Genomic DNA, 13056 nt, shown 5'->3' with positions numbered 1-13056 from the left:
GAAACTATGAATTTCAATATAAAATCGATTTTTTTCGCAGCCCTGGTCATATTCAGTTTAAATTCCTGTAAGCAGGAAAAAACGGCTGATGGGCATGACGAACCGGAAGCTTCCGAAAATGGTGGGGAACATCAGGAACAAAACGCAGGCCTGGAGGGCAAAAAACTGCACTTATCGCAACAAAAATTTGATGCAATGGGATTAAAGGTGGACAGCCTGCCCACCAAAAGCCTGACTGGGCTTGTAGAGGCCAATGGACAACTGGAAGTACCCCCACAGAATGAAGCTGCCGTTACCGCCATTATTGGAGCCAACGTTACGAGCATAAAGGTGATTGAAGGGGATAAGGTAAGCAAAGGGAGTGTGTTGGCTTATTTGAGCCACCCGGACCTTGTCAAGTTGCAGACCGAATATTCCAATGCCTACAACAGGATGCAATTCTTGGAAAAGGAATATAACCGGCAAAAACGCCTGTACGAAGAAGAAGTTGCTTCCGGTAGAAAATTTCAGGAAACGGAATCGGAATACAACAGTATAAAAGGAATGGTGAACGGGTTGGAATCGCAGCTCAGGTTACTGCGCCTTAACCTGGACCGCCTCAGGAACGGGAATGTGTATAACCAGGTTCCTGTAATCAGCCCTATTGATGGCTATGTAGAAAAAGTGAATATCAAGGTAGGGCAATTTGTCCAGCAACAGACCGAAATGTTCGAGATCGTAAATACTGATCATATCCACGCCGACCTGATGGTATATGAAAAAGACGTAAGTAAGGTTAAAGAGGGACAAACGGTACAATTTAATGTTGAATCCCTGCCAGAATCTGATCTGACTGCCAAAATTTATTCCGTAGGGAAAACATTTGAGCAGAACCCCAAAGCGGTTCATGTGCACGCCGAGATCGAGAACAAGCAGGGCAATCTGTTTCCTGGTATGTACATTACGGGTAAGATAGCCACTTCAGAGAATCAGGTACCCGCCCTTCCGGAAGAAGCGGTCATTACCGAGGATGGGGAGCCTTATATCTTCACGGCCAAAAAAGTAATGGAAGGCGGCAAGGAAGAATGGGCCATAAGCCCCTTAAAAGTCGCAACCGGTCAGGAAGATGACGGCTGGGTGGAGATCAAATTGTTGCAGCCTCTGGAAAAAGGACAAATAGTAGTTTGGAATAAAGCCTATTACCTGATCTCCGAAATGAAAAAAGGGGAAACCGAGCACGGCCATTAAGCCCCTGAAGTATAATTGAACTATGCCGGGCTTGCCAAAGACTGTTTGTCAATTGGTTGTTAAAGATTTTGGTAAGTCCGGTTTTTTACAAAAAAGTTTAACAGATAAAATCATAAAAATGAAAGAAATAAAAGCATTTATAAAGCCAAAAAGAGTTCAAAAAGTAATCGAAGCACTTGGTAATAGTGGTTTTAAGAGTATGACCCTATCACAAGGCGAGGGAACGGGCAAGTTTAAAACTAAGGGGGCATCACCATCCTTGGATTTTCACGTAACGGATAGCCCAGTGGTCAAATTGGAACTGGTCTGCCAAAATGAAGAAGCAGAATCGGCCATCGAAATCATCCTTGAAAACGGGAAAACCCCTACGCCCGGAGACGGGATTATTTATATCTCCAGTGTAGAGGATGCTTTTCAGATCAAAACAGGAGAGTCCCTAAAAAAACTCCGGCAATAAAACCAATTTAGGATGAGCGATATTGAAAAATTATTAAACAAGCACAAGGTTCGCCCCACTGCGATGCGTATTCTTATCTACAAGTTTATGGCCAAAAAAGAAAGGGCCGTAGCATTGACCGAGATCGAAAATGCCTTTGTAAAGGCTGATCGTGCCACATTATCCCGTACCATTAAGACTTTTGAAACGAGCGGAATCGTACATCAAATACACGATGGAACGGGAATACCAAAATATGCACTTTGTGAAGTAGGATGCAATTGTGAAATTGACCAGGATCTCCATATCCATTTTCATTGTACCAATTGTGATGAGACGGGTTGTTTGACCGAACATAAAATTCCACATATCAACTTGCCGGAAGGTTATATGGCCGAAAATGTTAATTTGGTGGTTAAAGGAATATGCGAAAAATGTAGTGCCGTTTGATTATTTACAGATGATAGTAGCTGAAAAAATACTTGCTGGTAAAGGAATTAGACCTACCGAAACAAGGTCAACTATTTATAAATACCTTAAAAGGAAGTTTTATGCCATAACATTAAGAGAAATAGAAAAGGCACTCATCAAGAAGAACAATTACACCGGAGACAGAACAACAATATATAGAACTATAAAACTATTTCAAGAGAAGGGCATCGTCCATCAAATAGATGATGGAACAGCTATTGCTAAATATGCTCTTTCCGATGGGAAAAACCTGGATTTACATCTGCACTTCCATTGCACCCATTGTAGCAATACATTCTGTTTACCCAATAAAGTAGGTCAGGATAGCCTACCGGATAAGTACGAAATAAATGATGTGAATCTGGTTTTAAAAGGGGTATGTCTAAAATGTAGAAAAAAATAGTCAATACTTATAACAATTTAAAATTATGATACAGATATTAAATTCAGGAAATGAACAGGTTATCGCGGTAAAAATCACAGGTACCATTAATGAAAAAGATGTTCAAAAGATTCATCCACTGATACATAATATTCGGAATAAGGGATTGAAGGTGCGTTGGTATTTGGAACTGGAAAATTTTACAGGATATACATTAAGTGGCCTGTGGGAAGATTTAAAAGTGGATGCCGCCCATTCTAAAGAATATGGAAAAATGGTAATGGTGGGTGATAAAAAATGGCAGGAGCTCGCTACGGGAGCTACCGAATTTTTTACCAGTTCAGAAGTTCGGTTTTTTGAACCGAGACTAAAAGAGCAGGCTAAACAATGGATAAATAAATAATTATGGCACACGATCATTCACACGGTTCACAGAACTACGGAAAAGCCTTTGGTATAGGCATCGCCTTGAACACTATTTATGTAGCAGTAGAGCTCTACTACGGATTTGTGGCAAATTCATCTGCGCTCTTGGCGGATGCAGGCCACAATGCGAGCGATGTATTTAGTCTGATCCTGGCCTGGGCGGCAATTAAAATAGCTACAAAAAGACCATCAAAACATTATACGTATGGCTTACGGAAAACGACCATTTTGGCCTCGCTGATCAATGGGCTTATCATCATTGCAGCTGCGGGAATGATTGCCTGGGACGCCATCCAAAAAATTCAAAATCCGGCAGAAATTTCCGGTAACATCGTAATGATCGTAGCGGCCATTGGCTTAGTGGTAAACACCGGTACGGCTTTCCTATTTTGGAAAGGTTCAAAGGGCGATTTGAACATTCGCGGCGCATTTTTACACATGGCCGCCGATGCCGGGGTAACTTTAGGAGTGCTTCTTGGCGGGCTTGCCATTAAATACACAGGATTGACATGGATAGATCCTGCGCTTAGTTTGGTCATTGTACTGGTCATTTTATATAGTGCATGGGGACTTTTGAGGGATTCCGTAAAAATAGCGATTGATGCCGTTCCCAAAAATATCGACATTGATGAAGTGGAAAAATTCTTAATGGATATCGAAGGGGTCGAAGAAGTACACGATCTGCATATCTGGGCGATGAGCACCACCGAAACCGCACTTTCCACACATTTGGTCGTTCCCGATGGGCACGAGGATCAATTTTTATATGATATCCGGGAACAATTGCACGAAAAATTTGAGATAACCCATACCACGTTGCAAATCGAAAAAGAATTTGGGGACAAAGAATATAAACCTTATCAAGGCCTGGAGGAATAGAATCAAAATGAAATAATCCTAATGGAGAAAGGGCAACAACCAGGAAGATATGTTAATAAGCAATTGAATTAAAACTGTTCAAATTTTTAGTGGTTTTATGAAAAAACTATATCTATTCATTGGCCTAGCATTGATAGCGGTAATTTCCGGTATTATGTTATCGCTCTTCAAAATTCAAATATCGGTCGGATTAAAAACGGCGATTTTTGTGATAGCTTTTATTGCTGTGGGTTTTATGCTTTCTTGGGCTGCAGATGTTGCTAAAAGATACATTTCCCAAGGCATTACAGTAGCAATTTTGGGATTTATTGTGGTACTGCCCGAATATGCTGTGGATATTTACTTTTCTTATCAGGCCGGCCTAAACCCCGGTTCTGAATATACCAACCTGGCCACCGCCAATATGGCCGGTTCCAATCGTCTGCTCATAGGAATAGGCTGGTCACTGATTGGCTTACTGTATTGGTTTCGTTTTAAGAAAAAGCAGGTGAAACTGAAACCGGAAAATACAGTGGAAGTTGTATTCCTGACCTTGGCTTCACTTTATTCTTTTGTCATTATTCTGAAGAACAATATCAGCCTGCTGGATATGGGTATTTTGTTTGCCATTTATGCAGGGTATATTTGGCGCCTGAACCGCCTTCCGCAAGCTGAAGAAGAGGAAAAAGAAATTGGTACTGCAGCTCTTATCCTTCAGCTTAAAAAAAACAAACAGATATGGCTGATGACCGGATTAGCGATATTTTCCATTGGAGGCCTGCTCCTTATCGCCCAACCCTTTTCCGAATCATTAAAGGCAACCGGAAAAACATTGGGCATAAACGATTACCTGATGGTGCAATGGGTTGCCCCGCTGGCAAGCGAAACGCCGGAAATAATCATTACCATTATGTTCGTGCTCAACGGCAGGCCAACTACCTCCTTAGGCACTTTGGTAACCTCAAAAGTCAACCAATGGACCTTGTTGATAGGGATGATCCCATTGGCTTTTTCCATTGGTGCCGGGAGTTTTGCTTCTTTGCCGCTGAACAATTTACAAGATCAGGAATTATTCCTTACGGCGGCACAATCGCTCTTTGCCTTGGCACTTATTTATAATTTAAAGCTGGGGGTGAAAGATGCCCTGGCCATATTAATGCTTTTTCTTGTTCAGTTTGTGCTTGGTTTTATTTATCAGGACGACAAGCAAACCACCCTTTCAATTTTGACAGTTATTTCCTGGGTGTATCTATTCTTAACGCTAATAATGATCTTCAGGCACCGAAAAGACCTGATAAAGCTTGTTAAAAACGGGTTACTCAGAGTACCTGAAAAGGAAGGCAACAAATCTCAAAAACCTATGTAAATACTACAGTTTACTATAACAAAAACCATAAATGCTAAAAATTGAAAAAGAGTTCCGGGACAAAGAGTATAAGCCCTATCAAGGATTAAAATAATAAAATCAAGATGAAGAAAAAACAAAATTTAAGAAATCTCAAGGCAACTTCAATTGAAAATAAGGTTTCATCACGGGCGAGCTTCAGGGAATACATTCCGTCCATATTCAGCTTTATAATGCTAATTACGGGTATCGTCATCGATTATTTTGATGCCTTGGCATTTTTCGGGGGATGGGTTCGGATAGTTTGGTATGTTGTAGCCTATATCCCTGTTGGGTTTCCCGTCATTATTGAAGGCTGGAAAAGCATAAAAAACGGCGACTTTTTTACCGAATTCCTGTTGATGTCCATCGCTACCTTAGGGGCATTTGCCATAGGCGAATATCCTGAAGGTGTGGCCGTAATGCTTTTTTACGCGGTCGGTGAACTCTTTCAAAGTGCGGCCGTCAAAAAAGCGAAGGGCAATATAAAAGCGCTGTTGGATGTGCGCCCAAATGAAGCCTTGGTATATCGTGAGAACGGTTATGTTTCTGTGGATCCTGAAACGGTAGCAATAGGCGAAAAAATTCAGGTCCGAGTGGGCGAAAAAATTCCTTTGGACGGTATTTTGTTATCGGAAAAAGCATCCCTGAATACGGCTGCCATTACGGGCGAAAGCAAACCCGATACCATTTCCCAAGGCAAAAAGGTATTTGCAGGGAGCATAAATCTCGATGGCGTAATTGAAATCGAGACCACAAAAGAATTCAAGGATAGCTCCATTGCCCGTATTCTGGATCTGGTACAAAATGCCACCGCCCGTAAATCTAAAACTGAATTGTTCATCCGAAAATTTGCGAGGGTGTATACGCCTATAGTAGTTATCCTGGCAATTGGCCTAACCTTCCTGCCTTACTTATTTGTCGAGAATTACGTTTTTGAAAATTGGTTGTACCGGGCCTTGATCTTCCTCGTTATTTCCTGCCCGTGTGCCCTGGTAGTATCAATTCCGCTTGGTTACTTCGGCGGATTAGGAGCAGCTTCTCGAAATGGAATATTGTTCAAGGGAGCATCCTTTCTTGATGCAATGACCAAGGTAAACACGGTGGTAATGGATAAGACCGGAACGGTTACAAAAGGTGTATTTAAAATCAGGGATATAGTTAATAATGACGCTTTTACGGAAGTGGAATTTCCTGCATTGAGCCAAGACGAAATGATGAAGTACCTAATGGCGATGGAAGAACAATCGACCCATCCTATTGCCAAGGCTATTTTGGAATATAAAACCGAAGGTTCGGATTATGAGGCGACCGATGTTTCAGAAGTTGCAGGAAAGGGACTTAAGGGAAAGGTCCACGGAAAAACCGTGTTAGTAGGCAACAAAGCTTTAATGACCTCAAACAACATACAGGTTCCTTCAGAAACAGACGATGTTGTAGAATCTATTGTAATGGTAGCCATCGAAGGAACATTTGCAGGTTATGTGACCATTGCCGACGAACTGAAAGAAGATGCCCTCGAAGCAATCAAACAAATTCACAAAGCGGGGATTTCGAAAATCATAATGCTCTCAGGTGATAAGGATTCCATAACCAAGGAAGTTGCCCGGGAAATGGGTGTGGACAGTGCAATGGGGGGACTGTTGCCGGAAGATAAGCTCAATGAAGTGGAGCGGCTCAAAAAAGAAACCGGCACTACGGTGGCATTTATTGGTGATGGTATAAATGACGCCCCTGTTTTGGCTACGAGCGATGTAGGTATCGCTATGGGAGGTCTGGGCAGCGATGTAGCCATTGAGACCGCCGATGTCATCATCCAGACCGATCAGCCCTCTAAAATTGCAAGGGCCATTAAAATAGGACGTTTCACCAGACGAATCGTTTGGCAGAATATCACCCTGGCATTCGGTGTTAAAATTGCCGTTATGGTATTAGGTGCTTTTGGAATGGCGACAATGTGGGAAGCCGTATTTGCGGATGTTGGTGTCGCATTTCTGGCTATTCTAAATGCGGTACGGTTACAGAAAATGAATTGGAAATAAAAAAAGACAAAATAACTTTCATACTAATATTAGCCAATTTTAATAAAACTAATTACCTTTGTTTATATTTAGTCTAAATAATAATTGATAATTATTTTTGTAATAATGCGATTTCATTCCATCCCGTCATATCTCCTCTGCTTTTTTATATTTTTTGCCTCCCTTCAAGTTTCTGCCAGGGAAAACGACAAGGTTGTCCAAAGTGTAATCCATCTTCTGGATTATCTTTCAAAAGATTATCCAATGGCCGTAAGCGATGGCGAAATACTCGATGAAGCCGAATATGCAGAAATGCAGGAGTTTAGCGCAAAGATTTATGATTTGGCAAAATCATTAAACCTATCTTCTGAATCCGGTGAGTCAATTCTTTCTGACTTAAAAAATTTGAAATCCCTTGTTCAGTATAAAGCACCCGGTAATAAAATCAATGACTTGGCAGAAAAAGCAAAATGGGCGATCATTAAGGCGACCGGCTATGAAGTTGCCCCCTTAAATTGGCCGGATAATGCAAATGGCCAAAGCCTGTATTTGCAGAACTGTGTTCAATGCCACGGACCAAAAGGCGCTGGAAATGGAAGTTTGGCAAATGGTTTAAAACCGGCACCCGCAAACTTTTTAAATGATTCCCTAATGGCGGACCTATCCCCGTTTGAAGCCTATAATACGGTAAAACTGGGCGTGGAGGGAACAGCGATGCGGGCATTCACTGAACTGACCGATAAGGAGGCCTGGGATTTGGCCTTTTACGTAAAATCATTGCGGTTTCAAAAACAAAAAACAGATTCCGTATCCCTGAAAAAAATAATCGATCAAGAATATGGTAACATCTCCCTAAAAGATGTTGCCACCCTATCTGATAATGAATTATTGAATAAGCTCGGTTCAGATATACAGGGACAAAAAAAGCTGAAAGCTTTAAGGATTTTTTCCCCTTCGGGAAAACTATCGCAGTCCAGCCTGACTATCGCAAGGGATTATCTTCATCAAGCATTGTCCAGCTATAAAAATGGCAATAAAAACGAAGCCCGACAAAAAGCCCTGGCCGCCTATTTAGAAGGGATTGAACCTGTAGAAGTGCGACTAAAAGCCAATGATCCCGAATTTACTTCTCAACTAGAGCAAAAAATGATGGACGTAAGGCAGGCGATCGAACAAGGTAAAAACACAAATGAGGTCGAAAATAAAATAAATAAGGCTCTCTCAAAAATTGGCACTGCCGAAAAGATGATGAATGATGAAAAGCTCAATTACTGGCTGTCCTTCTTTTTAGCCGCATCCATTATGCTAAGGGAAGGACTGGAAGCATTTTTAATCATTGCACTTATCCTGGCACTCATCCGTAGTACACCAGGGGCAAAAAAAGCTTTGACTTATATACACGGTGGCTGGATAATCGCTATTTTAATGGGGGTAGCAGGATGGTTTCTTTCAGATTGGATTATTGATATTAGCGGACAGAACAGGGAGGTAATGGAAGGAATGATTTCCTTGATAGCGGTAATTGTTCTTGCCTTTGTTGGCTTTTGGCTTCATAACCATTCCCACTCAAAAAAATGGAAAGGGTTTATTGAAAAAAAGGTGGGTGCACAATTGAAAGAGGAAAGAATGATCGGGCTGGCATTCTTTTCATTTATGGTGGTTTTCCGCGAAGCTTTTGAATCCATCCTTTTTCTCCAGGCGATTGGATTGGAAACCCAAACCGGAGACCAATCATCTATCGGATTTGGAGTGTTGGCGGCTTTCGTACTGATTGCATTGCTTGCCTTTCTTTTCCTAAAATATTCAAAAAAAATACCGGTCAGGCAACTTTTCAGATATTCTTCCTGGGTAATTACCCTTTTGGCGGTAATCCTTATTGGCAAGGGCATACACGCCATTCAGGAGGCTGGATGGATATCCATTACGGGGTTTTCCTTTTTTCCAAAAATAGAATGGCTCGGTGTTTATCCTACGAGCGAAACTTTAGTTGGACAATTAATTTTATTTACGTTATTATTGATTTTGTATTTTATCAGCAATCACAAAAACAAGGCTACAATAAACTTAGGATAATCAATTAAAGTAGGCAATTTATGCAGAAAAGCACCTTTAGGATAATCAAAATGGATTGTCCATCCGAAGAGCAGATGACTCGGATAAAACTGGAACAATTCAATGATGTAAAACACCTTGATTTTGATCTTCCCAATCGTAAATTGGATATATACCACTCTGGCAAAACAAAGGAAAGTAAAAACTCCATACATCAATTTTGCCAGTTCAAAACTTTAGAAAATATCTACATTTGTAAAAATGTTCAATATCAAATATTTTGTGGACAGCTCTTATCATAGCTTGGTTGATTTTTAGTTTCCTATTTTTTTATCGTAAAACAGATGATAAAAATTATTTCATAGTTTTTATTTTATGTTTTAGTACCATTTTATTTATCTTTTATTTTACTTGGGAAATAATTAAACATCTTATTTTTGGGAATTTTAACTTTACCGTTGAAGTTTTCATTGACACCTGGATTTTTTCTGTAATTAATCTGGTTATAGGAATGAGTATTTTGTTCTGGTTAGGATTTATCTTTCAGGATATATATTGGGGTCTGAAATGGACATTAGTAAAAATTATGTGGATATTCATAGTGGCAGCATTAGTGACATTTCTGTTTCATTCCGAACCTTCTCTCTCCAATACAATGAGCCTTCTTATATTCTTTCAATTTACCTTTTTTCCTGTTCTTACTTTTTATTTAGCCCGTAATATATCGAGGGTTGTAAAATGATTGGATTTTGTATCGCATATGGTATAAGCTTGAAAGATTTTAAAAGCAATAAAGGTTTATTAGAAGGAAGAGTTTAATAAAAGTGAAAGTTTTTCACAAAAAATTAAAGTTTTGATTTTAATATTAATACTATTTTTGTATCTATTATTAATAACTTCTTGTGCTTAAATTATTTAAAAACATAATTAATTTTTTATTAGCTGTTGCGGTTGTCTTTTCAACCCTGTCTTTTTCTGTTAATAAGCATTATTGCGGAAAGGTATTAGTAGATAAAGCTGTTTTCAATAAAGCTAAGGCTTGTTGTTTCGAAACACCTGGACAAGAAAATAGAAAAGAATCATTTACAAATAAGAATTGCTGTAGCAATACACAGGTATTTATAAACGGGCAAAACGAATTAAAGAACTCTTTCCCAACAATTTATCCTCCTGTTTGCCTGGTACCTTCATTATCTCTTTCTAATCTGGAATTTAAATTGAATTTTTTTGGGATCCCCGGAAAGAAAATAGCTATAGATTATCCGCCACCTGGATTAAAACACCCTCTTTTTGTTTACTTTGATACTTTCCTTATTTAGAAATAGTTTTAGGTTTCCTTTTAAAGTTTATCAGGGCTATAGCTGATGTTTTACCAATCTAAAACAATTCTAATGAGATTAAAATTAACCATATTATTATTACTGATATTAACACACAAGGTATTCGCTCAAACGGCAAATCCCACAGAAGAGAATATAGACAATTGGCCGGAACATGAATATAATCTTGAGATAGCTTATGAATCCGTAAATTTTACGGGTAAGGATGTGAAGGCAATGACCATTAACGGTGGAATTCCCGGCCCTAACCTTGTGTTTACTGAAGGGGAGTTCGCCATTATTAACGTGACCAATAAAATGGACCACGAAACCTCTGTTCACTGGCACGGGATCATTCTTCCAAATTTTTATGATGGTGTACCTTATTTAACAACACCACCAATAAGGCCCGGGGAAACCTTTCAATATAGGTTTGCAGTGAAACAGTCCGGTACATACTGGTACCATTCCCACACAGGTTTACAGGAACAACGTGGAGTGTATGGTTCTATACAGATAAATCCTAAGGAAAAGACTTTAGATTATGATAAAGACCTTGTACTGGTCTTATCAGACTGGATGGATGAGAATCCGCTAAACCAGCTCAGAAACTTAAAAAGGGGAAATGAGTGGTACCTTATCAAAAAAGGACAGATTCAAAGCTGGGATAAAATCATCAAAGAAAAAGCTGTTAGTGCAAAGCTAAAAATGATCTGGCAGCGCATGCCGGACTTTGCGATTTCAGATAACTTCTATGACCGCTTTCTTATAAATGGAAAATCAAAACAGGAATACCCGCAGTTCAACCCTGGAGAGAAAGTGCGGCTGAGGTTTGTAAACGCATCAGCGGCTTCTTATTACTGGTTAACCTTTGGAGGGGAAGATCCTTTGGTGGTCTCGGCTGACGGCAAGGATGTGGTGCCCGTGGAGCATAACCAGACGCTGATAGGAGTAGCCGAAACATACGATTTTATAGTTACCATACCTAAAAACGGACAGCTGGAAGTAAGGGCAATGGCACAGGACGGTAGTGGCTTCGCTTCTGCCTATCTGGGAAATGGCCCGGTTTTTAAAGCACCGGTACTACCGGAACCGGACCTCATCGAAAAAATGAAACGCATGATGTCTATGGACATGAAAATGGGAGCCCCGGCTTCGAAATTTCGTCCAGGCAAAAACGATTCCATTAAAGTAATGGAAAAATATAGCATGGATATGGGGGAAATGAATATGGAGGAAATGGATATGAACGGAGCGAAAAAAGACATGGCTCAAATGAATATGGAAGGGATGTCCGGTATGAAAAAAGATACTACAAAAATGGCGCATGCCAATATGGATCATGGGCAGATGAAAATGGCGAAAGATACAATGGAGGCTGATAGTGATATGGAAGGCATGAAACTGGGCTATGTGGTTCCCGCAGATAAAGTGATTGGTAATAATATGAAAACCGGCGCAAATCCACAGTTTAATTACAACTTTTTAAAGTCCCCGGTCAAAACTTCGTTTGATGGAAAGAAACCGGTAAAAGAAATGCTTTTCAATCTCACAGGCAATATGAATCGCTACGTGTGGAGTATCAATGGAGTGCCGCTTTCAGAAACCGATAAGATTAAAATTGAACAGGGCACGGTAGCCAGGATTACTTTAAATAATCTCACAATGATGCACCATCCCATGCACCTACACGGACATTTCTTTAGGGTGTTGAACAAAAATGGGGAATACTCCCCCTTAAAACATACGGTAGATGTTGCCCCCATGCAAAAGGTGGTTATAGAGTTTGATGCAAGCGAAACGGGAGACTGGTTTTTTCACTGCCATATTTTATACCATCTAAACAGTGGAATGGCCCGTGTTTTTAGTTATGATACCCCACGTGATGAACGGTTAAAGGAATATCCGCTGGCCAATTTAACCACCGAGGCAAATCATATGTACACATGGGCTGAAGTGACAGCAGCAAGCCATATGACCGAGCTTTATGCGACAGCTACTAACATAAGGAACCAGTTTATCTTTAGGGGGGAGTATGGCTGGAACCAAAACCTAGAGGCCAATTTAACTTACGAAAGGTACCTCAACGATTACTTTAGGGTGTTCGGCGGGATCAATGTGGAAAATGTTTACGAGGATAATGTGGATGAATTGAATACCGTAGCGATTGGAGGGGTGCGCTACCTGCTACCCCTGCTCATAGATTCTGAACTTCGAATTGATAGTGAACTAAGGCCTAATATCAGTTTCTATAAAGCAACTATGATTTTTCCGCATATCGCCTTATATGGTGAATATGAATACGAGATGGATTTTGGATGGTCCAACGATCTTGGTCCCGATAAAAATTATGTATCCGAAACTACCTGGCAGGTAGGCATGGAGTATATCCTTGGAAAAAACCTTTCCCTTATGGGAAGTTATGATAATCGTTTTGGGGCTGGGGCCGGATTATCTGCAAGATTTTAAAAAGAGTAAAA

General features: G+C 40.2%; 11 protein-coding genes. All 11 read left to right on the top strand.

What is annotated here, in order from left to right:
* The first annotated feature begins 6 nt into the window (after positions 1-6).
* The 11 genes from C7S20_RS15550 (at position 7) to C7S20_RS15490 (ending at position 13045) form a co-directional block, all read left to right on the top strand.
* Positions 7-1227, top strand: coding sequence for an efflux RND transporter periplasmic adaptor subunit (locus C7S20_RS15550; RefSeq protein WP_107013335.1), 1221 nt, complete (start codon positions 7-9; stop codon positions 1225-1227).
* 31 nt (positions 1228-1258) lie between these two features.
* A complete protein-coding gene (locus tag C7S20_RS15545) occupies positions 1259-1684 on the top strand; it encodes a P-II family nitrogen regulator (RefSeq protein ID WP_227009031.1) in 426 nt (141 codons plus the stop codon).
* Between the two features lie 12 nt (positions 1685-1696).
* Complete coding sequence (locus C7S20_RS15540; protein ID WP_107013334.1) at positions 1697-2113, top strand: Fur family transcriptional regulator; 417 nt, start codon at positions 1697-1699, stop codon at positions 2111-2113.
* A gap of 10 nt (positions 2114-2123) precedes the next feature.
* Complete coding sequence (locus tag C7S20_RS15535) at positions 2124-2537, top strand: Fur family transcriptional regulator (RefSeq protein WP_107013333.1); 414 nt, start codon at positions 2124-2126, stop codon at positions 2535-2537.
* A gap of 25 nt (positions 2538-2562) precedes the next feature.
* Positions 2563-2919, top strand: a complete 357-nt coding sequence (locus tag C7S20_RS15530) for a SpoIIAA family protein (RefSeq protein ID WP_107013332.1) — start codon at positions 2563-2565, stop codon at positions 2917-2919.
* A 2-nt stretch (positions 2920-2921) separates the two neighbouring features.
* Positions 2922-3821: a cation diffusion facilitator family transporter gene (locus tag C7S20_RS15525; protein ID WP_107013331.1), complete on the top strand. Its 900-nt coding sequence runs from the start codon at positions 2922-2924 to the stop codon at positions 3819-3821.
* A 97-nt stretch (positions 3822-3918) separates the two neighbouring features.
* Positions 3919-5166 (top strand): sodium:proton exchanger, encoded by a 1248-nt coding sequence (locus tag C7S20_RS15520; protein WP_107013330.1) that lies wholly within the window; start codon positions 3919-3921, stop codon positions 5164-5166.
* Between the two features lie 104 nt (positions 5167-5270).
* Positions 5271-7226, top strand: coding sequence for a heavy metal translocating P-type ATPase (locus C7S20_RS15515; protein WP_107013329.1), 1956 nt, complete (start codon positions 5271-5273; stop codon positions 7224-7226).
* A gap of 243 nt (positions 7227-7469) precedes the next feature.
* Positions 7470-9278, top strand: coding sequence for an FTR1 family protein (locus C7S20_RS15510; RefSeq protein ID WP_227009030.1), 1809 nt, complete (start codon positions 7470-7472; stop codon positions 9276-9278).
* A gap of 881 nt (positions 9279-10159) precedes the next feature.
* Positions 10160-10576: an HYC_CC_PP family protein gene (locus C7S20_RS15495; protein ID WP_107013325.1), complete on the top strand. Its 417-nt coding sequence runs from the start codon at positions 10160-10162 to the stop codon at positions 10574-10576.
* Between the two features lie 72 nt (positions 10577-10648).
* Entirely contained in the window at positions 10649-13045 is a 2397-nt protein-coding gene (locus tag C7S20_RS15490) for a multicopper oxidase domain-containing protein (protein ID WP_107014268.1), read from the top strand.
* The last annotated feature ends 11 nt before the right edge of the window (positions 13046-13056 follow it).

Origin of the sequence: Christiangramia fulva, from assembly GCF_003024155.1 — a bacterium.
Taxonomy (GTDB): Bacteria; Bacteroidota; Bacteroidia; order Flavobacteriales; family Flavobacteriaceae; genus Christiangramia; species Christiangramia fulva.
This window is presented reverse-complemented; position numbering and strand designations above follow the sequence as displayed.